At 67.5% G+C, this 22880-nt stretch carries 20 protein-coding genes; 7 read left to right on the top strand and 13 right to left on the bottom strand.

What is annotated here, in order from left to right:
• The first annotated feature begins 3 nt into the window (after positions 1-3).
• On the top strand, positions 4-789 hold the full coding sequence (locus Q8Z05_RS12425; protein ID WP_305943555.1) for a triose-phosphate isomerase family protein: 786 nt from the start codon (positions 4-6) through the stop codon (positions 787-789).
• Here Q8Z05_RS12425 and Q8Z05_RS12430 read toward each other — a convergent pair.
• Positions 755-4429, bottom strand: coding sequence for a TM0106 family RecB-like putative nuclease (locus tag Q8Z05_RS12430; protein ID WP_305939940.1), 3675 nt, complete (start codon positions 4427-4429; stop codon positions 755-757). The genes Q8Z05_RS12425 and Q8Z05_RS12430 overlap by 35 nt on opposite strands.
• Positions 4430-4599: 170 nt before the next feature.
• On the opposite strand from Q8Z05_RS12430, the gene Q8Z05_RS12435 reads away from it, so the two are divergent.
• The 3 genes from Q8Z05_RS12435 (at position 4600) to Q8Z05_RS12445 (ending at position 6292) form a co-directional block, all read left to right on the top strand.
• A complete protein-coding gene (locus Q8Z05_RS12435) occupies positions 4600-5199 on the top strand; it encodes an SOUL family heme-binding protein (protein WP_305939941.1) in 600 nt (199 codons plus the stop codon).
• On the top strand, positions 5196-5663 hold the full coding sequence (locus Q8Z05_RS12440; protein ID WP_305939942.1) for a nucleoside deaminase: 468 nt from the start codon (positions 5196-5198) through the stop codon (positions 5661-5663). Before Q8Z05_RS12435 ends, Q8Z05_RS12440 begins: the two co-directional genes overlap by 4 nt.
• Before the next feature lie 191 nt (positions 5664-5854).
• Positions 5855-6292, top strand: coding sequence for a CBS domain-containing protein (locus Q8Z05_RS12445; RefSeq protein ID WP_305939943.1), 438 nt, complete (start codon positions 5855-5857; stop codon positions 6290-6292).
• 132 nt (positions 6293-6424) lie between these two features.
• Here Q8Z05_RS12445 and Q8Z05_RS12450 read toward each other — a convergent pair whose 3' ends face one another.
• Positions 6425-6721: a hypothetical protein gene (locus tag Q8Z05_RS12450; protein WP_305939944.1), complete on the bottom strand. Its 297-nt coding sequence runs from the start codon at positions 6719-6721 to the stop codon at positions 6425-6427.
• 142 nt (positions 6722-6863) lie between these two features.
• Here Q8Z05_RS12450 and Q8Z05_RS12455 point away from each other — a divergent pair, with 142 nt between their 5' ends.
• Positions 6864-9350 (top strand): Tex family protein, encoded by a 2487-nt coding sequence (locus tag Q8Z05_RS12455; protein WP_305939945.1) that lies wholly within the window; start codon positions 6864-6866, stop codon positions 9348-9350.
• 71 nt (positions 9351-9421) lie between these two features.
• Positions 9422-11257: a gamma-glutamyltransferase family protein gene (locus Q8Z05_RS12460; RefSeq protein WP_305939946.1), complete on the top strand. Its 1836-nt coding sequence runs from the start codon at positions 9422-9424 to the stop codon at positions 11255-11257.
• Positions 11258-11410: 153 nt separating this feature from the next.
• Here Q8Z05_RS12460 and Q8Z05_RS12465 read toward each other — a convergent pair whose 3' ends face one another.
• The 8 genes from Q8Z05_RS12465 to Q8Z05_RS12500 form a co-directional block, all read right to left on the bottom strand.
• Positions 11411-12982 (bottom strand): HNH endonuclease signature motif containing protein, encoded by a 1572-nt coding sequence (locus Q8Z05_RS12465; RefSeq protein ID WP_305939947.1) that lies wholly within the window; start codon positions 12980-12982, stop codon positions 11411-11413.
• Positions 12983-13078: 96 nt separating this feature from the next.
• Positions 13079-14092, bottom strand: a complete 1014-nt coding sequence (locus Q8Z05_RS12470; RefSeq protein ID WP_305939948.1) for a DUF4862 family protein — start codon at positions 14090-14092, stop codon at positions 13079-13081.
• Positions 14093-14094: 2 nt separating this feature from the next.
• Positions 14095-14892 carry a fumarylacetoacetate hydrolase family protein gene (locus Q8Z05_RS12475; protein ID WP_305939949.1) on the bottom strand — a complete coding sequence of 266 codons (798 nt, stop codon included), beginning with the start codon at positions 14890-14892 and terminating at the stop codon, positions 14095-14097.
• Positions 14892-15641 (bottom strand): amino acid ABC transporter ATP-binding protein, encoded by a 750-nt coding sequence (locus tag Q8Z05_RS12480; RefSeq protein ID WP_305939950.1) that lies wholly within the window; start codon positions 15639-15641, stop codon positions 14892-14894. Before Q8Z05_RS12480 ends, Q8Z05_RS12475 begins: the two co-directional genes overlap by 1 nt.
• Entirely contained in the window at positions 15638-16339 is a 702-nt protein-coding gene (locus Q8Z05_RS12485) for an amino acid ABC transporter permease (protein ID WP_305939951.1), read from the bottom strand. The genes Q8Z05_RS12480 and Q8Z05_RS12485 overlap by 4 nt, the downstream gene beginning before the upstream one ends.
• Before the next feature lie 8 nt (positions 16340-16347).
• Positions 16348-17148 (bottom strand): transporter substrate-binding domain-containing protein, encoded by an 801-nt coding sequence (locus tag Q8Z05_RS12490; RefSeq protein WP_305939952.1) that lies wholly within the window; start codon positions 17146-17148, stop codon positions 16348-16350.
• A gap of 213 nt (positions 17149-17361) precedes the next feature.
• Positions 17362-18768, bottom strand: a complete 1407-nt coding sequence (locus Q8Z05_RS12495) for an amidase (RefSeq protein ID WP_305939953.1) — start codon at positions 18766-18768, stop codon at positions 17362-17364.
• Positions 18765-19469 (bottom strand): GntR family transcriptional regulator, encoded by a 705-nt coding sequence (locus Q8Z05_RS12500; protein ID WP_305939954.1) that lies wholly within the window; start codon positions 19467-19469, stop codon positions 18765-18767. Before Q8Z05_RS12500 ends, Q8Z05_RS12495 begins: the two co-directional genes overlap by 4 nt.
• 203 nt (positions 19470-19672) lie before the next feature.
• On the opposite strand from Q8Z05_RS12500, the gene Q8Z05_RS12505 reads away from it, so the two are divergent.
• Positions 19673-20641: a bile acid:sodium symporter family protein gene (locus Q8Z05_RS12505; protein WP_305939955.1), complete on the top strand. Its 969-nt coding sequence runs from the start codon at positions 19673-19675 to the stop codon at positions 20639-20641.
• 69 nt (positions 20642-20710) lie between these two features.
• Here the strand turns inward: Q8Z05_RS12505 and Q8Z05_RS12510 are convergent, their stop codons facing one another.
• From Q8Z05_RS12510 to Q8Z05_RS12520, 3 genes are all read right to left on the bottom strand, one after another.
• Positions 20711-21385, bottom strand: a complete 675-nt coding sequence (locus tag Q8Z05_RS12510; protein ID WP_305943556.1) for a YqjF family protein — start codon at positions 21383-21385, stop codon at positions 20711-20713.
• 68 nt (positions 21386-21453) lie between these two features.
• The gene (locus tag Q8Z05_RS12515) at positions 21454-21861 is read right to left on the bottom strand and encodes a DUF1622 domain-containing protein (protein ID WP_305939956.1); all 408 of its coding nucleotides are present in this window, start codon (positions 21859-21861) and stop codon (positions 21454-21456) included.
• Positions 21862-21904: 43 nt separating this feature from the next.
• Positions 21905-22840 carry an NAD-dependent epimerase/dehydratase family protein gene (locus Q8Z05_RS12520; protein WP_305939957.1) on the bottom strand — a complete coding sequence of 312 codons (936 nt, stop codon included), beginning with the start codon at positions 22838-22840 and terminating at the stop codon, positions 21905-21907.
• Between the last annotated feature and the right edge of the window lie 40 nt (positions 22841-22880).

Here is a 22880-nt window from a genome sequence, read left to right on the forward strand (position 1 = left end):
AAGATGTACCTGGGCTACCGGGACACCCTGGACTGGCTGGGGCGTCTGCGGCACGAAGTGGACTCCCGCCCGGCCCTCGCGGCCGGGCGGGTTGTCCCGTTTGTGATTCCGTCCTTCCCGGTGCTTCCGGCGGCCGCGGCACTGCTGGAGGGGTCGTCGATGGTGCTGGGTGCGCAGGACTGCGGTTGGGCTGACGGCCCGTGGACCGGGGAAGTGGCGCCGTCCATGCTGGCCGAACTGGGCGTCCGCCTGGTGGAGATCGGCCACGCCGAACGCCGCGCGCACTTCGGCGAAACTGATGCCGTGGTGGCGCTCAAGGTGCGGGCAGCGGACGACGCCGGGCTGACGCCGCTGCTCTGCGTGGGAGAAGACTCAGCGGGAGAAGCCGCCATTGGCGAAAACCCGGTGGGGGAAGGGTCCGCCCGTGACGCCGCCGTGGTTGTGTACGGGCAGATCCAGGCCGCCGTGAGGGGCGACTGGGGGCTGGCCTCGCGCTTGGCTATTGCCTACGAGCCTGTCTGGGCCATCGGCGCCGCCGAGCCTGCGGACGCCGGGTACGTGTCCGACGTCGTCAGTCACCTCCGTGCGCTGCTCGCCGGGGATGGGCTCCGGGAACTTCCGATCATCTACGGCGGGTCAGCCAAGCCCGGCCTGCTTCCCAGGCTCGGCGGCGTTTCCGGGCTGTTCCTGGGTCGCTTCGCGCATGACGCGACGAACTTCGGCGCGGTGCTGGATGAGGCGCTGCTGACCGTCCCTAGGACGGAACAGACCGCTGGCACAGCCCGATGAAGCCGCCCAGCTGCTCGAGGCCTTCGGGGTGGGTGGGCAGGTAGTTGGTCAGTTCGGGTGCCCGCACCACTACTGCCCGCCATTTGCCGCGGGACACCGCCACGTTGATCCGGTTGCGGGAGAGCAGGAATTCCATGCCGCGCGGGGCCTCGGCCACTGCAGAGCAGGCCATGGACACGATCACGACGGCAGCTTCCTGGCCCTGGAACTTGTCCACGGTACCTACCCGGACCGCAATGTGGCCGGCGGAGTCGAGGGCGTCCCGGATCAGGTTCACCTGCGCGTTGTAGGCCGCGACCACCAGGATGTCTCCCGGCCCCAGGGGCCGGCGGCCCGCCTCATCATGCCAGGTCAGGCCCAGGTGCCGGCCGACCTGGCGCACCACTTCGGCGGCTTCCTCCGGCGAGGACGTGATGTTGCCGCTGTGGGGCACCATGACGGTTTCTATTCCGGCGGGGACACCGGCCAGGAACCGCAGGTCCGCAGCGCTGGCTGACTGCAGCCTGCCTTCGTAGGAGAGTTCCGAAACGGCGGCGCACAGCGGCGACGCCATCCGCCACGAATCCGCCAGGAAGTAGCCGAGTTCCGGCGGAAGGGTAGCGTGGCCCGCCGAAATCCAGCCCAGGGCGGATTCATTGACCGGCTCCGGGTGGGTGCCCTGACTGACCTGGGGGAGCTGCTGCGGATCGCCGAGCAGCAGCAGCCGCGGGCTTGCCTGCGCTACGGCAAGTGTGTTGGCGAGCGAGAACTGCCCGGCTTCGTCGATCACCAGCAGATCCAGGGACCCTGCGGGTACGGTGGCGCCGGTCATGGTCCAGGCGGTGCCACCCACCAGGGCGCCGCCGGGGGAACTGAGCAGCCGGTCCACGTCGGCGGCCGCCCGGTGGTCCCAAGGCAGGGAACCGTCGTGCTTCACGTCCTTGGCGACCCTCCGCGGGTCCACTCCGGCTTTTTCCACGGCGGTGCACAGCAGGTTCTCCACCACCGCGTGCGACTGGGCAACGACGCCCACTTTCCAGCCGCGGGCCACGAGCCGCGCAATGACATGCGAGCCGACGTGCGTCTTGCCGGTGCCCGGAGGCCCCTGGACGGCAAGGTACGAATGGTCGAGCGCCTCAACGGCTGCGGTGATGGCGTCAATGAAGCGGTCCAGGCCGCTGCCCGGTGCGGGGAGCGGACCGTTTGTCACCAGCCTCGGTGGGATCCGGCGCACCAGGTCCAGCGCCGGATGCTTCCGGAAGGAGGGCTTACCCGGAGCCTCTGCCGAGCCGTCCGGAAGGCCGGCAGCGACCTGGTCAGCCAGCCGGGCCAGTGCTTCCTCCAAGCTCTTGGTGGCGACGGGCTGGTCTTCCGTGAGCGCGATGGGCAGGCTGTTGTGCGGTTCGATCTTCCGGTGCAGCCTGTCCCGGATCACCACCGTGTCCCTGCCGTTTTCATGGCCGAGCTCCAGGACCTCCGTACCGAACCACCCGTTACGTCCGGAGCCGTCGCTGCCCGTGCCCTCCAGTCCGGCAGGCAACGGGCGGTCATACATCCGGAACCACTTGCTGCCCTCGCGCAGGTCCGAACCGGCGCTCACCGTACCGGTCAGCTGCACCCTGCGCTCCGGGAGCCTGGTGCCCACCCTGTGCCAGTCGTTAAGGATGCGGGCCTCCTCCACGAGGAAGACGTTGCGGTCCTGCTGGTGGGTGTCGGGGCCGCTTTCGCAGCGGTCAAAGTGGGCCCACCAAAAGGCCTTGCGCTCGCGGCGGTGGTAGCTCACCGCGGCATCCACCATGGCAACAGCTTGAACGTCGGGATCCGGGCCGCCGAGCCCGGCAGCCGCGCGGAACTCCGTTGCCCGGCCGAGGAAATCCCTGATGGCGGCTTCCGAAGGCCGGACCACGGCACCGTCGTCGGAATCAGAAGCCGCCCGGCCTAAATTTCCCGCAGGACCGCCACTTCCGGTACGCCCGGCTCCGCTTGGCTGCCCGGCCCGTGCCGCGCCGATTCCGCGCTCCCTGGCCAGCCGCAACAGCCAGTTCCGGAGTTCCAGCGTGGAGAGGCAGTCGTATTCGTTGTAGTCGGAGATGCCGGCGAGGATGATCTCAGCATCCTCGGCCAGCCCGGCGTCCCGCGCTTCGCAGTAGTCGGCGTACGCCACCACCGAGGCTCCGGCGTCCTTCACATCCCCGGAGCGCAGGTTGCTGCCCATATAGAGCGGCTCGAGCTTCTTGATGCTGTACGAGTTTTCGGAGATCCGGATGCTGTTCCGTACGGTCTGGTAGAGGTCCACGAGGAGCCCGTCCCGCAGCCAGTTGTCCACGGTGTCCTCGCCGGCGACGTGCATGACCGACAGCTTGCGGAGTGCGGTCTTCTCGTAGGCGGCGTAGTGGTAGACATGCATGTCCGGGTAGCGGCGCCGCCTGTCCTCGACGTAGTCCAGGAAATCGATGAAGGCTTCCTTCTCCGCCGCGCGGCTGTGGGCCCAGAACGGCTTGAACGTGGTTCGGCCATCCGGTTCCTGAGGCGTTTCGATGACCCCGAACAGGTACTCGAGGCCCCAGACCCCGGTGGCGCTGTCCTGCCACAGCGGATCTCCCTCGAAATCGAAGAAGATGTCCCCCGGACTCGGCGGGGGCAGTTCCGCCAGGGTGTTCTCCGGGATCACCCGGTAGCTGATGGTGTGCTGCTCACCCTCCTTGACGTAGCTGACGGAGCCCTCAGCCGTGCCGGAGTTGCTTTGCATCCTGGCTTGATCCTGCATCCGCAGCAGGGACGGGGTGGCGCCAGGCAGGGTTGCATCGGCCAGCTGCTTGACGGTGAAAATCTCCATTTCGTGAAGCTTCTTCCGCTGCGCCGAGTTCATCCGCGCCACCAGGAGGAGATCGTCCGTGGCCTTGACCTGTTCCTGGCAGTAGTCGCACCTGCCGCAGGCCACGACGCCCGCCGCGCCCCAGCTGACGGCGTCGGGCTGGTTGCGGTGGCCGGCCGTCAGGGCAAGGAACCTGTCCCGCCGCTCACGGAAGACCGGGAGGATATCGGCCAGGCTGTGGCTGCTCCGGACGTAGTCGAAGCCCCCTTCGGCGGTCTCCACCGTGGCACCCAGGATCAGGGTCACGGCAGGGTCCGGAGTAATTCCGGCCGCCAGCAGCTGGTCGCCGTAGGCGGCAAGCTGGAGCAACGCCGTCACTTTGGCGTGGCGTGCCAGTTTGGTGTCAAACACGGCGTAGCTGCCGTCGTGTTGTTTGACCAGGAAGTCGGAACGGCCGTGGAAGCGGCCGTCAAAGAAGGCCGCCTGGAACACAACGTCCGCCCCGGCACGCAGCGCATCAATGGATTCGGCATGCTTGGCCTGCAGCGTGGCACGGTCCATCGCGGTGGCGGCCGCGACGTCGTATACGCCGCGTCCGGTGGCCGGATTCCAAGGGCCGAACTCATCAAGGAACTTGTCCAGGACCTTGTGCTCGTGGATGTCACCAAGTTTCGCTGTGCGGGCCAGCATCTCGTCGGGCTCGAATTCGGCCTTGGCGGCCCTGCCCAGTTTTTCGTCGAGCTTGCGCAGCACCTGGTATTCGCACGTGGCCGCGATCACCAGATCGCTCGCGGAGAAGACCAGATCCTGCGCCAGATCCGGTACGTCCGGTTCAAGAAGAAACACTGTGCCTCGTTGCCCTAGAAGTTGGTCTGCTGTTGCTCTGATGGTGCCGTTGATGTCCTATTGCCAAGCTACCAAAGGCCCCTGACAGTAATGATGCTTCGGCGCTGACGCTTCGGTGCGGCACGGACCTCTGGCCCGGGCAGGCCCGCGCGGCGTAAGGTCTGAGGAACATGACTGAACAGCAGCCTTTTGACGTCGTCCAGCAGTTTCCGGATTTCGAAGTGCGCCGCTACCCGGCGCACGCCGTTGCCGAAGTAACGGTGAACGCCCCGTTTGATAGTGCGGGGAACACCGCTTTTCGGCTTCTTTTCGGCTACATCAGCGGCCAGAACACCGCACGTGCATCCGTGTCCATGACCGCCCCGGTTCTGCAGAGTCCCGCGTCGTCCCGGAAACTGGCCATGACCGCGCCGGTGGTCCAGCGCGGTGTGCTCGGCGACAGCGAGTTCGTCGTGGCCTTCGTGCTTCCGGCCGGCATCACGGCGGAGACTGCCCCGGTGCCCAGCAATCCGGAAGTGAAAATCCGGGCCGTGCCCGGCTCCGTGGCCGCGGTCCTGGGATTTTCCGGCAGGGGGTCGGAAGCGGCGTTCGGGAAGCGGAACCATGACCTGCAGGAAGCACTGGCGCAGGCCGGCCTTCGGCCAGTCGGGGCGCCCCGGTTCGCGCGCTTCGACCCGCCCTTCAAACCGTGGTTTCTCAGGAAGAACGAAGTGGTCCAGGACATCGAGGAGTCGGCAGGACTCGCAGGCAAGGGGGAAGGGGCCTCATGAACGGTCAACCACGTGAGCGCACCGCCACGTATAACGAGGCCGCATTCGAAGCGGCTGTCCAGGCTGCGCAGCAGAGCCTCAGCGAAGGCGGCATTCCCGTCGGGGCCGCCCTGGTGAGGGGGAGCGAACTGCTCGCCAGCGGCCACAACAAGCGTGTGCAGCACGGCGATCCCATCGCTCACGGCGAGATGGCGGCGCTCCGTGCGGCCGGGCGGCAGAAGAGTTACCGGGACACTACGCTGTACACCACCCTCGCACCGTGCGCGATGTGCACCGGGACCATCATCCAGTTCAAAATTCCCAGGGTGGTTGTGGGAGAGGCCAGGACGTTCCCGGGCGAATTTGAGCTCCTGCGCTCGCGGGGAGTGGACGTTCTGGTGCTGGACGACCAGCGCTGCGTGGACATGATGGTTGGTTTCCAGCGCGACAACCCGGAACTGTGGGCGGAGGACATCGCCGAGTAGTCGGACCCCTCCGACACGCCCTGTTTGAACTCCAAAATGGAGCCCGAAGCGGCCCGGGCGCGCCGTCCGGTCCCACCGTGCGACGAGCCATCATTGAGCCTAGTCAGGGCGTTTGACCGGGCGTAGGCTGACAGCATCGGCGCCGGAGCCGAAGGCCCCTGCGTCGAATCCCAACCGATGAAGGAGGACTGATGAGCGTCGTACGTGAATTCATGACCACCAACGCCCAGTGCGTCAGGGAAGACCAGACACTGCAGGAAGCGGCCGTAATGATGCGCGACCTTGACTGTGGTTCGCTGCCGATCTGTGGCAGCGAAGGCAAACTCAGGGGACTCATCACGGACCGCGACATCGTACTCAGGTGCGTTGCCGAGGGCTTGGACGCCAGGGAGGTCAGGGCCATCGACCTCGCCCAGGGCGATCTACGCTGGATCGATGCTGACGCCAACATCGACGAAGCCATCGCCGTGATGGAGCAGTACCAGATCAGGCGCCTGCCTGTCATTTCCGACCACAAGCTGGTGGGCATCATCAGCCAGGGCGACATTGCACGCAACTACTCGGAAGAGCGCGTCGGCGAACTGGTGGAACACATTTCGGCAAAGAAGCCCATGGAGAACATGGCCTAGTGCCGAAGATAAGCATCTACTGTCCGACTCACCCAAGCAACAAGCGCCGCGAACCATTTGCGGCGCTTGTTTCGTGCCGGCCGCCAGATCCTTGCCCCGGTTCTCCGATTGACCGCAAGGGTTGACCGCAGGCTACAGGACGGCCTCGCGGCCGGTTCCCTCACGCAGCAGGAGCTTGCCGTCTTCGATGGAAACGAGGAGGCTCTTCGGTTTGCCGCTGAGCTTCACGCCCCCGGACAAGCCCCGGCTGGTGACGTCGACGCCGATAAGGGCACCGCGCGCCGGAAGCTCGATCGCAACTTCTTCGGCTATGCCCAGCAGCGGGTTGGTGGAGAGAGCGGTGTCGCGCCTGGCCTGCTTGCCGTTGACGAAAACAGTGACGTTGTCCTCCTCAAAGCCGCCCTGAAGGATGATGAGCAACTCCTGCATGATGGACCGCCTCCGTTGATCGACCGGCTCCCCCAACTGCCACTACACCACGTCTTTTCCCTCGTGGGTAGCCCCAGTTTCGGCCGTGTGTGACTGCGCTGTCATGTTGCGGCAACACATACTGTCGGTCCGGTAAGGCAAAATGTTCTGGGTGAACCACATCCCGCAACGCCCGTCCGCATCCCCTGCCACCCACGTCACCGCGACCGGTAAACCCGCCGGCAAGGCTCCCGCCGGCAAGACAGCAGACACCGCCGCGGAACAGATTGCGGTCCAGATCGCCGGCGAACTGGGTGTGAAGGCCTGGCAGGTGAAGGCCGCGGTGGAACTGCTTGACGGCGGGTCGACGGTTCCCTTCATCGCCCGGTACCGCAAGGAAGCCACCGGGACGCTGGATGACACCCAGCTCCGCGAGCTCGAGGAGCGGCTCCGGTACCTCCGCGACCTGGAGGACCGCCGTCGGACGGTCCTTGAAGCGATTGCGGCGCAAGGCAAGCTGACACCTGAACTGCAGGCCGCCGTCGTCGGCGCCGATACCAAATCCCGGCTGGAAGACATCTACCTTCCGTTCAAGACCAAGCGGCGGACCAAGGCCCAGATCGCCCGTGAGGCGGGGCTGGAACCGCTCGCGGATGCCCTGCTCAAGCGTCCGGACCTGGATCCGGAGCGCGAGGCCGCCAAGTACCTGAACGCTGAACATTCCATCGAGGATGCCGCGGCAGCACTGGCAGGCGCCCGGTACATCCTGGTGGAGCGGGTTGCCCAGGACCCTGATCTTGCTGCGACCCTGCGGGAACGTCTCTGGACCCAGGGCCGGATGGTGTCGCGGGTGAAGAAGGGGCAGGAAGCCGAGGGGCAGAAGTTCAAGGACTACTTCGAGTTTTCGCAGTCACCGTCGGGGATGCCGTCGCACCGCGTCCTGGCGCTGCTCCGCGGGGAAAAGGACGGGGTGCTGGAGCTGGACCTCGCTGAAGCGGAACCGTCCGACGACGACGACCTGGCCGCCGCCCGCAGCCGGTACGAGTCCGCGGTGGCCAGGTTCCTCGGGGTTGCGGACCGCGGGCGGCCCGCAGATGAGTGGCTGCTGCAGACAGCGCAGGTTGCGTGGCGCTCACGGGTGCTGGCACGGCTGACGGCCGACCTGCGGGGGAGGATGTTCGCCGCCGCCGAGGACGAAGCCGTGCGGGTTTTCGCCGCCAACCTTCGCGACGTGCTGCTTGCCGCCCCGGCCGGGAACCGGGCAACGCTCGGCCTCGACCCGGGACTGCGCACCGGTGTGAAGGTGGCCGTGGTGGACGGGACCGGCAAGGTGGTGGCAACGGACACCGTCTACCCGCACGCCCCGGCGCGGAAGTGGGACGAAGCCCTGGCCACGCTGGTCAAGCTGGCGCGGCAGCACGCCGTCGAACTCGTGGCCATCGGCAACGGGACGGCGTCGCGGGAGACCGACAAGCTTGCCCTGGAACTGATCAAGAAACTGTCCGCGTCGGGAGCTGCGGCACCGGAAAAGCTGGTGGTGTCCGAGGCCGGTGCCTCGGTATATTCGGCGTCGGCCCTTGCTGCGGCCGAGCTGCCCGGCATGGATGTGTCCCTGCGCGGGGCGGTCTCCATCGCCCGGCGCCTGCAGGATCCGCTGGCCGAGCTGGTGAAGATCGAGCCGAAGTCGATCGGCGTCGGGCAGTACCAGCACGATGTCACGGCAGCGAAGCTCGACCGCAGCCTGGACGCGGTGGTGGAAGACTGCGTGAACGCTGTGGGCGTGGACGTGAACACGGCGTCGCCCGCCTTGCTGAGCCGGGTGGCCGGCGTGGGACCGCTGCTGAGCGAGAACATTGTGGCGTACCGGAACGAGCACGGGCCGTTCGCTAAGCGCAGTGACCTGAAGAAGGTGCCGCGGCTGGGTGCCAAGGCATTCGAACAGTGCGCGGGCTTCCTGCGGATCACGGGCGGAGCGGAACCGCTGGATGCTTCCAGCGTGCACCCGGAGGCATACCCGGTGGCGCGGAAGATCCTCGCCGCCGCAGGCGGCAAGTCAACAGGCGGCAAGCCAACTGCCGGTGCGTCCATTGCCGGAAGCCTCGCGTCCCTCAACGCGCAGGACTTCGTGGAGGGTGCCTTCGGCCTGCCGACGGTGCAGGACATCATGTCCGAACTGGAGAAGCCCGGCAGGGACCCGCGGCCGGCGTTTGCGGCCGCCAAGTTCTCGGAGGGGATCGAGAAGATCTCCGACCTCAGGCCCGGGATGATCCTGGAAGGAACCGTCACCAACGTGGCCGCGTTCGGGGCGTTCGTGGACGTCGGAGTGCACCAGGACGGGCTGGTGCACGTATCGGCACTGGCCAACCGCTTTGTGTCCGATCCGCGCGAAGTGGTGAAGTCCGGACAGGTGGTGCGGGTGAAGGTCCTCGAGGCCGACCCCGAGCGGAAGCGCATCTCGCTCACGTTGAGGCTCGACGACGAACCGGCACCTGCCGCTGGACGGCCGGCTGTCGGCGGCCGGCAAGGGAACGGGGCGCCACGTCAGGGCGCCGGTGCACCGCGGAAGGGCAACAGCCCGCCGCCGCCCAAGCCCGCACCGGCCAACACCGCCATGGCCGAGGCCCTCCGAAAGGCCGGCCTGGGAAAGTAGCCGTCACTCCGGCAAGGCCGCGGTGATGCCAATCCGGCCTTGCGCCGGCGGCCGTGGCTACAGTGGTCCCCATGACTTTCACCCCGCCCGGCCCTTTCACCACGCGCCCCACCCTGCGGGGAACCTTCGGGATGAGCGCTTCCACGCATTGGCTGGCCACGGCGGCTGCGCAGGCGGTGCTGGAGCGTGGCGGGAACGCGTTCGACGCCGCCACGGCCGGGGCATTTGTGCTCCACGTTGTTGAGCCGCACCTGAACGGACCGGGCGGGGACATGACCGGGGTTTTTGTCACCGCCCGGGATCCGGGCACGCCGGTGGTCCTGATGGGGCAGGGGCCGGCTCCGGCAGGTGCGACGCCGGAGCACTATCGCTCCGAGGGCCTGGACCTGGTCCCGGGCTCGGGGGCGCTGGCCGCTGCGGTGCCTGCCGCCGTCGACGCCGGGCTCCTGCTGCTGCGGGACCACGGAACATGGGAACTTTCGGCCGTGCTGGAGTTTGCGATCGGGTACGCCCGAGACGGCCATCCGGTGCTGGGCCGCGTCGGCGCCACCATAGCCGCCGTCTCTGAGCTGTTCCGGGAGCACTGGCCCACGTCGGCCGAGCTGTGGATGCCTGAAGACCGGATTCCGGCAGAGGGTGACCTGGTCCGGAACCCGGCGTATGCGCGGACCCTTGAGCGGCTGGTCCACGCCGGGTCCGCGGAGTCGTCCCGGCAAGCCCGCATCGACGCCGCCCGCCGGGAGTGGCGGGAGGGCTTCGTGGCGCAGGCCATGGTTGAGTTCGTGCAGACCCCGCACCGGCACTCCTCCGGGACGGACCACGTCGGCGTGCTGGCACTGGGCGACGTGGCCGCGTTCGAAGCCGGCTATGAGGCCGCCGCAACTGTTGAGTTCCGGGGCCACACGATCGCCAAGACCGGTCCATGGGGCCAAGGGCCGGCTTTGCTGCAGACCGTCGCGATCCTGGACGGGTTCGACGACGATCACCTTGATCCGTCCACCGAGCGCGGCGCTCACACCATCCTCGAGGCCCAGAAACTGGCGCTCGCGGACCGGGAGGCCTACTACGGCGATACCGATGTTCCGCTCGGATACCTGCTGTCGGCCGAGTACGCCGCTTCGCGCCGGGCCTTGATTACCGAGCAGGCGTCGCACGAGTTGCGGCCCGGCCGGGTTCCGGGACACACGCCGTTTGTCCCGCCCTTGCGGACGGAGTATGTGCCGCCGGCGCTTGCGAACGACGACGGCGGGACCCGCCGTCGCGCGCACGGCGCCGGTTCCGGAGTCGGTGAGCCGACCGTCCTGGCCACCGGCGAGACGCGCGGCGACACCTGCCATATCGACGTTGTGGACCGCTGGGGCAACATGATCTCGGCTACTCCGTCCGGCGGCTGGCTGCAGTCCTCCCCGGCGATTCCGGAGCTGGGTTTCTGCCTGGGAACGCGGCTGCAGATGACCTGGCTCGAACCAGGGACGCCGTCCACGCTCACACCGGGCAAACGTCCCCGCACCACGCTGACGCCCACCCTCGTGCTGCGGAACGGCACGGCGGTTGCGGCGCTGGGCTCGCCCGGCGGCGACCAGCAGGACCAGTGGCAGCTGCCGTACCTGCTGCGGACCATCGTGGGCGGCTACACCCCGCAGCAGGCGATTGATGCGCCAACGTTCCATACGACGTCGATGCCTGGCTCGTTCTGGCCCCGCACCTGGGAACCGGGCGGCGCCGTGGTGGAGGACCGGCTGGGCGAGGACGTCATCGCAGGTCTTGAGCGTCGAGGCCACCGGATCACTCGCGCCGGCGACTGGACGCTGGGACGGTTGTCCGCTGTCGTGCGCGATCCGTTGACGGGAGTCCTGCAGGCGGCTGCGAACCCACGCGGAGCACAGGGCTACGCGGCGGGGCGGTAGCCGCCCGCGACACTTCTTCGGAGCGCGAACGGACACTTGCGGCCCCACGTGCAGCGCGAACGGACACTTGCGGCCCGGAAGGGCTACAGGGCTGCTACGTTTCCGCCACCGCCGGCCGGACGCCCGCGGGTGATTGCTCCCGGTCGCTCAGCGTCAGGCTGAAACCAAGGTTGTGAAGTAGTGGTTCCGCCTGGGTTTTTGGTGTGGGTCGATGTGGGGTGGCGGGATGAACCAGGGGATCCCGGTTTTGACTTGGATGTGCCATTGTTCTTTGTGGATCAGGTGGTGGTGATGGCTGCAGAGCAGGGTGCCGTTGTCGGTGCTGGTGGTTCCGCCGTGTGACCAGTAGGTGATGTGGTGGGCTTCGCACCAGGGGGCCGGGATGGTGCAGCTTGGGAAGGCGCAGCCCTGGTCGCGGGCGGTGATGGCTTTGCGGATGTGGGGCGGGAAGATCCGGGTGGTGCGGCCGATGTCCAGGATGCGGCCCTGGCTGCCGAGGAGGACGGGGATGATGTCCGCGTCGCAGGCGATCTTCCGGACGGTGGCGGCGGTGACGGGTCCCGTGAACGTGAAGGAGCCCGTGCCCGGGATGCCTTGTTCGAGTTTGTCGAGCAGGTCGCGGTAGTCGATGGTGACCATGACCTGTGGCCGCAGCCCGCCGGCAGCGGGCAGGTCTCCGGTGCTGAGGCCTGCTTTGGAGGCGCCGACGAGGCCGTCGAGGAGCCGCTGCGGCCTGGTCCGCAGGTCCAGGGCATCGGCTGAAGTGGTCTCCGTGTCGCCAGGGCGGGTGCGGGGGTTGGTGGCGGTGTTCATCGCGGTCAGGAGGGGCTCGTACTGGTCCGGGGTGGCGAAGATTTCCACGTGGTGCAGTCCCCGCCGAGGTTTCCGGATGAACGCGCCTTGGCGGTGCCGGAGTTCTTCCTCGGACGGTTCAGAGCCGTCCTGGTCGAGCCCGTCTACCCAGGGCCGGGCGATCCGGGAGAGGAAATCGGTGTCGTGTTCCGCCGCTGTACGGGTCAGGGCGTGTTCCATCCGGGCCACGGCGTCGTCGGTGGCGTGGTGGCGGACCCGGTCCAACGCCAGGGTGATGATGCTCGCGGCGCGGGACGCAACGGTCCCCGCGGCCACGGCGGCGGCGAGTTCGGGCCGTTCCGGCGGCTCGGTGTGCCCGGTGATCCCGGTCGTTGGCAGCACCGCTTCGGCCAGCGCAAGCCGGCGGCGGGCTTCGCCGGCACCGATCCTCAGCCTCATACGCAGGAACTCGGTGGCATTCCGGCACCCGTCGTCACCCGGATCCGGGGCTGTGGACTTCTGGTCGCCCCACCCGGTGGTCCAATCAACCCCGGAACCGGAGCCAGAGCCAGCCCGTGCCGCAGAAACAGCCTCCCTCCGGGTCCGCTCCACAGCCCCGGCTGCGACCACTTGCAGGTATTCCATGGACCGGGCGATTTCCTCAACGTTCGCCGCGAAGTCAGCGGCCTCCCGGAAGCTCATCACGGCAGAGCCGGCGACCGCCGTCGAACTGGCACGTTTGAGCAGCCCAAGGATCCGGGCGAGATCACCGGGCTCACCGCCGTCGGACGCTATCGCCTGAGAAGGCGACGGTCCGGCGGGGACACTGCGCAGGCCTGGAACGGAAGCGGGCCGAACAGCAAAAGCGGCGGCGGGCAATTTGGCCCACCGCAACGCCCCTCCTGCTTCTGCGAGTTCCCCCAAGACCTCCATGGGATAACTCTCGCAGCGACCTACGACAAAATAGCGACTCCACGTGGGCCGACGCCGCTACGGGCATGAAAGAACCGGCATGAAAGAGTCTTCGCCTCAGAATCCGGCCTCGCGCACCGCGGCGATGGACCCCGAGAGGATGACCAGGCGCTGCTCCACGGTCGCCCCGCGTGGCGCTGAAACCTTCAAGCCGCGGTACAGGCAGCCGCGACCGCCCGGCATCTCCGCACCAGCGGCACGCGTAAACTCCGCGACGCGGTCCGCCGTCAGCAGGGAATCGGGCTCTAGCCGGGCGGGCGGCAGATGGGTGTCGTCCCAGGCGCGGCCGAACCGTGTGTCAACTGGCGAGCAGCCGGAAAGGACAGCGCCGGCTAGTACCCCCGCGTCGCCGGCGAGTTTAAGGTGGCGCACCGGGGCGGAGACGTCCCGCTGTTCAATCACCGAGCGGGCCCAGTTCACGGCAAGGCCGACGCCGGCATCGGCTGCCAGGATCGCGTCGATCTCGGCTTCAACGGGAAGGAACCCCTTGATCCACGGCCCGCTGCCTGTCCCGGCGTCGCAGTGCTCCAGCACCGGCCGGGCGCCGTCCCAGGCGTAGCCGGCCAGCTCCGCCAGTGACGCGCCCAGCGCTCCAGCAGACGCCTGGGCAGACGTTCCAGCAGGTGCGCCAGCAGCCGGGCGGGGAGCACTGAACAGATGGACCGACGTCACGGCCCGCCGCCCCAAGATGTCATTGAGGCTGCGGACAGCTTCGTCGGCCCGGAACACCGCGGCCAGGCCCGCGCGCCGCCCCTCGTCGTCCAGGGAAGCCAGCCCGAACCCTTGTTGCCCCCTCAAACAGTGCATCGTGTCCGGGATGGTTGTGACGGTGAACGCCAGGTGTGGCGGCAGGTGCCGGACAGCCTCAAGGAACCAGCCGCTGTCGTACCGATGCAATCCCCGGCCGTAGAACGGAAGCTCCAGGCCGGCGACGTGGGGGAGCGAGGCTGCGGCGGCCAGGTAGGTTGCCTCGTCCGCGCGGTGCCAGGAATCGAGGGCAGGTGCTGCCGCGTAGGCACTCAGGATCAGCCCCGGCAAGGCAGCAGGCAAGGTTGCAAGGGCCGCCGACACTGTCACACCCGCGCAACCGCGGGATTGGCCAGTGTGCCGACGCCACCGATTTCCACCGAGACAGTGCAACCCGGCCGGAGCTCCAACACCGATTCGTCGGCCGCGAACGGGGTCCCGGTCAGGATCACGTCGCCCGGGTACAGGGTCATGAACCGCGAACAGAACATCAGGAGTTCAGCCACGGAAAACACCATGTTGGCTGTGGATGATTCCTGGACCACGGCGCCGTTGATCCGGGTGCGAATGCCCAGCGACTGCAGGTCCGGCAGCTCGTCCAGCGTCACGAGCTCCGGTCCCAGCGGACAGAACGTGTCCAGGCTCTTGCCGCGGGTGGACTGGACGTCGGCCTGCTGGAGGTCCCGCGCCGAGACGTCGTTCGCCACGGTCACGCCGGCCACCGCCTCGAGTGCCTCGGATGCGCTGTGCGCATCCTTCAGGACGCGGCCGACGACGACGGCGAGTTCGCCTTCGCAGACCACCATTCCGGTCAGGGCGGGGTCCAGTACGATCGGCTGCCCGTCGCCGGCCAGGCTCCCGGGAAACTTGCCGAAGACGAGCGGAATGCGACCCGCGGCCCGCCGGTTCGGGGCAGTGCCTCCGGCGGACCCGGGAGTATTTGACCCGGGAGCATCCGGGAATCCCGGAGCAGGATCCGGGAATCCCGGAGCAGGCTCCGGCCAGTAGTTCTCGCCGATGCCGATCAGCTGGCCTGGGAGGCGGACACCGGGCAGGGCATCGCACTCCAGGTACGGCCGGGCAGCCGGGCCAGCCGCAACCACAGTGAGCGGATGGCGCGCCATCAGTGGCTCAGGTGGGAGGCGTAAACGCGGAGCCGCGGGTGCTGGAACACCTCGTCCGGGGGTCCCTCCGCCACGATGCCGCCGTGTTCCATGAAGATCACCCGGTCTGCCACTTCGCGGGCGAACTTCATCTCATGGGTCACGATCACCATGGTCATTCCGGTCCTGGCCAGCTTGGCCATGATGTCCAGGACCTCGTTGACCAGCTCCGGGTCCAGGGCGGATGTGGGTTCGTCGAACAGGATGGCCTTGGGCTCCATCATGAGCGCACGGCAAATCGCCACCCGCTGCTGCTGGCCGCCGGAGAGGTCTGCCGGGTAGGCGTCCGCCTTTTCTTCGAGGCCCACGGAGCGCAGCTTCTCCAGTGCCCGGGTTTCGGCCACCGCCCGCTTCTCGCGCTTGGAGATGACCGGACCCTCCAGCAGGTTCTCCAGGACGGTCCGGTGCGGCCACAGGTTGAACTGCTGGAAGACCATGGAGATCTCCCGGCGCAGCCACGTCAGCCGGAACTGGTCCAGGATTCCCAGCTTCCCGCGTGCGTTCGGTGTATAGAACACCTGCCGCCCGTCCACGTGGATCCGCCCGGCGTCGGGTACCTCCAGCATGTTGATGCAGCGCAGGAGTGTGCTCTTGCCGGCTCCGCTGGGGCCAATGATAGCCACCACCTCGCCCGGCAGGATGCGCAGGTCAACGTCCTTGAGTACTTCGCGGGAGCCGTAGCTCTTGGTCAACCCGGTGATGCTGATCATGCCATGCTCCCTACGGACTCGCGGAGTGATTTGGTGGTGCCCATTTTTCGGCCGGTCTTCTTTTCGATGATGATCTGCAGGACCATCAGCAGGCTCGTCATGGCCAGGTACATCGCGGCCACCACGCCCAGGGTTTCCATGACGTTGTACGTGGAGTTGTACGCCTTCTGCCCCTGGAGCATGAGGTCCGGGACGGTGATCACGGAAATCTGGGCCGATTCCTTGAGCATGATGATGCAGTTGTTGATGTACGGCGGGGTCATCAGGCGGATGCCCTCCGGGCCCGTGACGCGGAGGAACTTCTGCAGCGGGTTCATGCCCACTGAGTCCGCAGCCTCCAGGTGTCCGGTGTTGACCGACTTGAGCCCGGCCCTGATGATTTCCGAGAAGAACGACGCCGAGTTCAGGCTCATGGCGATCAGGCCCGCCGAGAAGGCGTCCAGGGTCAGTCCGAACGGCTTCGTGTAATAGAAGAAGAACAGCGAAAGCATCAGCGGAAGGCCGCGGAAGAACCAGACGTACGCCGCTGCGAAGATGCGCAGTGCGCGGATCCGTGAGAGCCGCAGCGTGGCGATCACGTATCCCAAGACGGTGGCGCAGACGATGGCCGCGGCCACGATGCCCAGGGTTGTCAGGGCGCCGTTCAGGAAGATCGGGAAGTATTCGGCTGCTACAGAGCCGGGCTCAGGGATGGTCATGGCGGCAGTTACCCCGCCGGGATTTCGACGGTGAAGCCGAACCACTTCTGGTTCAGTTTCTCCAGGGTGCCGTCCGCCTTCAGTTCGGCGATGATCTTGTCCAGCTTGGGCTTCATCTCGGTATCGCTCTTGGGAAGTCCGACGCCGGCGGGCTTGGTTCCGTACACCTCGCCCACGATCTTCAGGTCCGCGGCGAGCGGGGAGTTCTTCATGAAGTTTTCCGCGGCGATGCGGCCGGTGGCAAAGACGTCGATGCGTCCGGCTGCGACGTCGGCGAAGCCTTCGGGTGCGCCGGGGTAGGCCTTCAGTTCGGTGAAACCGCCGATGCCCTTGACGTCCGATTCGGTGCCGGAGCCGCCGATGGCGCCCACCTTGAAACCGTCCAGCTTGCTGACGTCCTGGACGGACGTGTTGTCCTTGGAGACCACCGCCACTGCGCCGTCGGCGAGGTAGGGGGCCGAGAAGGTGATGGACTGCTTGCGCGGTTCGGTCATGGTGAGGCCGGACATCACGGCGTCGAACTTGCCGCTGTTCAGGCCCGGGAGGAGTCCGGACAGCTGGCCCTCAACGAACTCCGCTTCCATGCCCAGCTTGTCGGCGATCAGCGTGCCCACTTCGATGTCGAAGCCCGTGAGCTTGCCGCCCTCGGAGAAGGTGATGGGGCGGAAGGTGCCGCTGGTGGCGATGGTGAACTTTTCTTTGGCGGCCGCGTCTGCGGAGGCGCTGCTACTGGCCGAGCAGCCGCTGGCAGCGAGGGCCAGAGCGGCCAGAGTGGCTACGACGGCGGCTTTGCTAGTGCGTGAAAACATGCGTTGCTTCCCACTTTCAGTGATCCAGGTGCCAGTGATTGAGTGCCTGACAGCTAAGACGCTATGGGTTCCGTGTGTCCGGGAATCGCCTGCTTCGTTTCGGGTATGTTAATTATGAATTCTGTAGACAATTTTACAGTTTGGGTACTGCGGAAGCCGGTGTGGCGGCCTCCTGAGCAGGGCAGCCGGGCTCCGAAACCGGCCAGAGGATGCTCAGATGTCCAGCATCTCCACCATGGCGGCGAAGTCCAGGGCGGTCAGCTCAGCGCCCGGCCCGGCCACTACCTGCACGGACAGCGGCAGCCCCTCGGCGGACAGTCCAACCGGCAGCGAGACGGCCGGGCATCCGGTCAGTGTGACGGCGCGGCAGTGCCCCATGATTTCCCAGCCTTCGGCGGTCCGGCCGTCGATGTCCAGGCGGCCGTCGGCGTCGCCCGCGGGGCCTCCCGCGACCGGGACCAGGGCGATGTCAACCGCCGCGATCTGTGCCCGGGCTGCGGCTCGCGCTGAAGTGGCGGCCCGCCAGGCAAGCTCCACGTCCGCGGCCGCGGCAGCGAACGACGCCTCGATGGTCCGGAGGTTGGCGGCTGTTACCCCGCCTTCCCGTCCCTTGACAGCCGCGGCATGGTCCACCATGGGATCCACGGCCCGCAGCCGGTTGTAAGGGGACAGGCAGCCCGCGAACAGATCCGGTTGCTCCCCGACGGCGTGGCCGGCCGCCGCCAGTGCAGCGGCCAGGCGCTCCATCAGCGCCGTGACCTCCGCCCGGACGGGGCCCAAGGCGGCGCCGTCGCTCCAGGCAATCCGGTACGCGCGCTCGCGGACCCCGGGCGTGCTGCCGGCCCCGGACATGATGAGGAATGCCGTCCGCAGGTCGCGCACTGACCTGGCCATGGGGCCGACGGTCTGGAAAGAACCCTGCATCCCCGGGCTCGCCTCGGGTACGGTTCCGTCCGCGCCAAAGTTGCCGCCGACGCCGGGAATCTGGCCGTCCCCGGGCACCGAGCCGACGCCGGGACGAAGTGCGGTGATGCCGACGCACTGTGCCGGCCAGCGGACCGAGCCGCCAAAGTCGGTGCCGACGCCGAGTGCGGAAATCCCGGCGGCCAGGGAAGCAGCCTCGCCGCCGCTGGAGCCGCCCGGCGTGTTTGCGGGAAACCGCGGGTTTCCCGTCCTGCCCAGCAGCGGGCTCTCACAGGTGACGCCGAAGGCGAACTCCGGGCAGTTGGTTTTGCCAATCAGGATCGCGTCCGCGTCCAGCAGGCGCTGGACGGCCGGCGCCGTCGTCGTCGCCACCAGGTCCGCAAACGCCTTGCTGGCGCCCGTTATCGGAAGGCCGGCGACGGTGATCACGTCCTTGACGCTGAACGGTACGCCCGCCAGCGGTCCAAGTTCCTCGCCGGCGGTGCGGCGGCGGTCGACGGCGGCAGCGGCCCGCGCGGCCCGGTCCCAGTCTTCGGTAATGAACGCGTTCATGGCCCGTCCGGCGGGGGACTGGGCGAGTGTTCGGGCGGCGGTGAGGGCGTCGACGGCGGACAGGGAACCGGAGCGGACAGCTTCCGCGATGGCAGTGGCGTCCGGCGCGTTCCCGTTGAGCTCACCCAGAACTGAAGCGCTCATCCAGCGATGCCTTCTACGGAAGGGCCGGATTCCCCGTCTGCGGCCGGGGACGCAGCGTTGCCCCGGCGCTCGAGGTAGTCCCGTTCACCGTGTTCTTCGACTTCGCGGCGAATTCGCTCGGCGTCTCCGGACCGCAGGCATTCGAGCAGGGCGGCGTGACGCTCGCAGCCTTTGCTGAGGTCGCCCTTGGTGCGGGCTTCCCCGATCACATTGGCTGCCATGCACAGCTGCATCTGGAGCATGAGTGAACGGTAGGCCTCGGTCAGCCGGCGGTGGCCCGCGGCTTCCACGACTGCCGTGTGGAAATCCACGTTTGCCTGCACCACCGCCGTCTGGTCGCCCCGCTTGGCGGCCGCGCGCATCGTGGTCATGATCGGGTCCAGGGCCGAGTAGGCCGCCGGATCTTTCCTGGCCAGCAGGAGGTCCAGGGCGAACATTTCCAGTGCCCGGCGGAGTGAGTAGATCTCGTTGATGTCCGACTCGGTCATTTCCACCACGCGGTAGCCCCGGCGGGGTGTCTGTTCCAGCAACCCCTCACTCTCCAGCATGCGCAGCGCCTCACGGAGCGGCGGCCGTGAAATGCCCAGCCGTTCGGCGAGCGGAGGTTCATTGAGTTTGTCGCCCGGAGCCAGTTCTCCGCTGACGATCAGCTTGCGAATCTCCTGTGCTGCGAGTGAAACGAGGCTTTCCTGGACGATCATGAATCCAGACTACTGTCTACAGATTATCAATCGCTCCCGGACTGTCAGGAGTTTACACAGCGTTTACACCCGGAGCCGTTCTGTAAAAATGTCTACAGTATTCTTAAGCGCATTGTCGATGCGGAGGGCACTGGTTCATGGGAGTGGCAGGAAGAGGAGCGGGCACGGTCAGCCGTCGGTTCGCCTGGTTGGATCCGTTCATAGTGCTTTTGCTCCTGACGCTGGGCGCCGCGGCGGTGTTTCCGCCCCGGGGTGACGTGGGGTCCGTCCTTGCGGCTGCGAGTGGTGTGGCGGTGGCCGTGCAGTTCTTCATCAGCGGCCTGCGCCTGTCCACGTCCGCCGTGGTTCAAGGGCTCAAGGCGTGGCAACTCCATTTGGCCATTGCGGCCACGTCTTTTGTTTTCTTTCCACTGCTGGGCCTCGGGGTGGCAGCGGGATCGTCCTGGTACCTGACCCATGAGCTGGTGGCCGGCCTGCTGTTCCTCACCATGCTTCCCACCGCCGTGCAGACGGCCATCGCTTTCACGGGCATCGGGCGCGGCAATACGGCCGCGGCTGTGTGTGCGGCCTCCATCTCCAACCTGCTGGGGATCGTGGTGACGCCGCTGCTTGTGGCGCTGGCTTTGGGTTCCTACAGCGGCATGAACCCCGCCTCCGCAGTGAAGATCGTGCTCCAGATCGTCGTTCCGTTCGTGCTGGGACAGCTGCTCAACCGGAGGCTGGGCGGCTGGGCTGCCAGGCGGGCCCTGCCCTTGAAGATCGTGGACCGCGGAGCCATCCTCCTGGTGGTCTACGCGGCTTTCGGGGCTGCGGTGGCCAACGGGCTGTGGCAAAAACTGCCGCCGGCCCAGCTGGCCGTGACCGCCGGGATCTGCGCGGTCATGCTCGCGGCCGCGTTGACGGCGACGTCCCTGGCAGCCCGGAAGCTGGGCTTCCCGCGGGCGGACGCCACGGCCATCATGTTCTGCGGATCCGAGAAGAGCCTCGCCACCGGCCTGCCGTTGTCAGCAATCCTGTTTCACGGGCCGCTGGCCGGCGTGGTGATCCTTCCGGTGATCATGTATCACGCCATGCAACTGGTGGTGTGCGCCACTATCGCCCGGAGGGTTGCCCGCAAGCATGCCCCTGATCAGGGCACTGCGGCCGTCCGCGAGTCCGCCGAGGTTTCCTGAGCCTGCAGGAAAGCGCGAACGGACACTTGCGGCCCGGCCCCTCCCGCGGCAGGCACTGCAGCAGCACCCCTAGGCAAGCACCCGCGGCCGGCCGAACTGAGTCCGGACCCCGGGGGAGAACAGCACGGAATCGGGCCGGCCCGCCACCTGCAGGCCGGCGGCGCTGATCAGCCCGTCCTTGAGCACCGTCAGCTCGGCCCGGTAGAGCGGCCAGGCTGCGTGCGTGTTCGGGATGTAGAGCGTGCGGCCGCGGAAGCGGGAGTGCAGACCGAACCTGGCTGTGAGGTGGATGGACAGCGGATCCGCCGCGACGTCGTCGAACGCCGGAACAACAGCGAAGTCGCTCGTGGCCCCGCGCCGGAACCGGCGCACCGAATAGCCGGTGGACGGGCTGCCCGGAAGGGCCGGCCGGAAGCGGGCGTGCGACCACACATACGGGATGCCGGCGGCGCGCGCGGCCAGCACCACGGCCAGCCGGTCAGCGTCCAGGCTGAGGAACACCACGCCCCGGGTGCCGTCCGGTTCCCGTGAATAGAGCCGGACGTTGATTTCGTTAAAGTCCCCGAAGAAGGGCACTGCGGGCCCGCGGCCAATGCCTGCTTTCTGCATGCGGAACCCGATCAGGCCAACCCATGCCGAGCCGTCGAAAACGTCCGGCACCACCCCGGCCGGCATGAACGCTGCCGCCTCCGCTTCGGTAATGCGCCAGTGCAGGAAGACGGCATCGGTCCACCGCTGGTCCATGATCACGGGGGAGGGCAGCTCAGGCGGATCGGGCCACGGGTCAGGGAATTCCACAGCGGACACGGGATTCAGCCTTCAGTGGATGAACTCGGGGAGCCGGCGGTTGCTGCCGCGCCGGCCGGCTGTTTCTGCCAGGGCCAGCGTCCGGTGATTTCCAGCTCCAGTGAGAAGCTCAGGAACGTCCGGATGAGCACAATGATGGCCAGCACGCCCACGCTCTCGAAGGTGGGCGTCACGGCGACCGTCCGGATGATGTCCGCCGCCACCAGCAGTTCAAGCCCCAGCAGGATGGATCGGCCCAGAAGTTGCCGGTAGGAGCGGTAGACGGAGAGCGGTTCGGAGCCTTCCGGCAGGCGCTTCGGCTGGAATCCGCGCAGTGCCATGGGGATGGAGACGACGGCGCCGATCACCATGACGGCCACGCCGGCGAAGTCCATGAACCTGCCGACCGTCTCGATAATGTGCTGAAAATCCATTGTTCCCCTTACAACGCTGCGGACACGGACAGGCCAGGCTGCGTCACGGGTGCCGGACGCCTTCGCCCGCCAGGATGGCCCGGTACCCCTCGCGGAACGTGGGGTACGCAAACTCGAACCCGGTGCTGCGAAGCAGTGCATTGCTGCACCGCTTGTTACCGCCGCGGGACGGCTCCACGCCGGCGGGACCGCCGGTCCCGGCACCGTCACCCGGAACGTCCGACGCCGGCCGCGGCAGTCCCAGCTCGTCGGCCAGGAAACGCTGGACCTCGCCGAGCTCCGCAGGATCGTTGTCCACGCCAAGGTAGACGGGGGCGGGTTCGGCGGCCATGGTGCAGAGGTGCACGATCGCCGCAGCGGCGTCGTCCCGGTGGATGCGGTTCGTGTAGCGCGGTTCGGCCGGGGCCGCGGCCACTCCGGACCGCACCTGGTCGATCAGCCGGGTCCGGCCCGGCCCGTAAATGCCGCCTAGCCGAAGCGCCACGGGAGTGATCCCGGTGCCGAGCAGCCGCTCCTGCAGCAGGTCCTCCGCCTCGCGGATGATGCGGCCGGAAAATCCGCCGGGTTCAGTCGTCGTGCTTTCATCCACCCAGCCCCCGCCGGCGTCGCCGTAAACGGCGGTGGAGGAGACGAACAACACGCGCCGGACCAGCGAGGGCAGCGCCACTGTGGGCAGCGCCGCGTCGTCGTGCTTCCGGTCGCGCTCCAGCGCATCCAGGACGTTCGACAGTCCGTCCACGTACGCCGTTCGGTAGCCCTCTTCGGTGGGGGAACCTGCCGCAATGGCGACCACGACGGCGGTGGTGCCTTCGGGGATGGCAGGCAGTGGCGGGGTGGTCAGGTCAGCCCTGGCTCCTTCGATGGCGGCCGGTAGCTTGTCCGGGGACCGCCGCCAGCCCACCACACGGTGGCCGGCGGCAGCGAAACGCAGCCCGGCCTCGGTACCCAGATCGCCGCAGCCGGCCATAAGAACAGTCATACGGGTCAGTCTGCCAGAACGGCGCCCGCCGCCCGGCAAG

Origin of the sequence: Arthrobacter oryzae (assembly GCF_030718995.1) — a bacterium.
In the GTDB taxonomy this organism is placed as follows: domain Bacteria; phylum Actinomycetota; class Actinomycetes; order Actinomycetales; family Micrococcaceae; genus Arthrobacter; species Arthrobacter oryzae_C.

Coding starts and splice junctions, on each gene's coding strand:
- Q8Z05_RS12425 (WP_305943555.1), top strand. CDS start 4: ATGTACCTGGGCTACCGGGACACCCTGGACTGGCTGGGGCGTCTGCGG.
- Q8Z05_RS12435 (WP_305939941.1), top strand. CDS start 4,600: ATGACTGAACAGCAGCCTTTTGACGTCGTCCAGCAGTTTCCGGATTTC.
- Q8Z05_RS12440 (WP_305939942.1), top strand. CDS start 5,196: ATGAACGGTCAACCACGTGAGCGCACCGCCACGTATAACGAGGCCGCA.
- Q8Z05_RS12445 (WP_305939943.1), top strand. CDS start 5,855: ATGAGCGTCGTACGTGAATTCATGACCACCAACGCCCAGTGCGTCAGG.
- Q8Z05_RS12450 (WP_305939944.1), bottom strand. CDS start 6,721: ATGCAGGAGTTGCTCATCATCCTTCAGGGCGGCTTTGAGGAGGACAAC.
- Q8Z05_RS12455 (WP_305939945.1), top strand. CDS start 6,864: ATGTTCTGGGTGAACCACATCCCGCAACGCCCGTCCGCATCCCCTGCC.
- Q8Z05_RS12460 (WP_305939946.1), top strand. CDS start 9,422: ATGACTTTCACCCCGCCCGGCCCTTTCACCACGCGCCCCACCCTGCGG.
- Q8Z05_RS12465 (WP_305939947.1), bottom strand. CDS start 12,982: ATGGAGGTCTTGGGGGAACTCGCAGAAGCAGGAGGGGCGTTGCGGTGG.
- Q8Z05_RS12475 (WP_305939949.1), bottom strand. CDS start 14,892: ATGGCGCGCCATCCGCTCACTGTGGTTGCGGCTGGCCCGGCTGCCCGG.
- Q8Z05_RS12480 (WP_305939950.1), bottom strand. CDS start 15,641: ATGATCAGCATCACCGGGTTGACCAAGAGCTACGGCTCCCGCGAAGTA.
- Q8Z05_RS12485 (WP_305939951.1), bottom strand. CDS start 16,339: ATGACCATCCCTGAGCCCGGCTCTGTAGCAGCCGAATACTTCCCGATC.
- Q8Z05_RS12490 (WP_305939952.1), bottom strand. CDS start 17,148: ATGTTTTCACGCACTAGCAAAGCCGCCGTCGTAGCCACTCTGGCCGCT.
- Q8Z05_RS12495 (WP_305939953.1), bottom strand. CDS start 18,768: ATGAGCGCTTCAGTTCTGGGTGAGCTCAACGGGAACGCGCCGGACGCC.
- Q8Z05_RS12500 (WP_305939954.1), bottom strand. CDS start 19,469: ATGATCGTCCAGGAAAGCCTCGTTTCACTCGCAGCACAGGAGATTCGC.
- Q8Z05_RS12510 (WP_305943556.1), bottom strand. CDS start 21,385: ATGGACCAGCGGTGGACCGATGCCGTCTTCCTGCACTGGCGCATTACC.
- Q8Z05_RS12515 (WP_305939956.1), bottom strand. CDS start 21,861: ATGGATTTTCAGCACATTATCGAGACGGTCGGCAGGTTCATGGACTTC.
- Q8Z05_RS12520 (WP_305939957.1), bottom strand. CDS start 22,840: ATGACTGTTCTTATGGCCGGCTGCGGCGATCTGGGTACCGAGGCCGGG.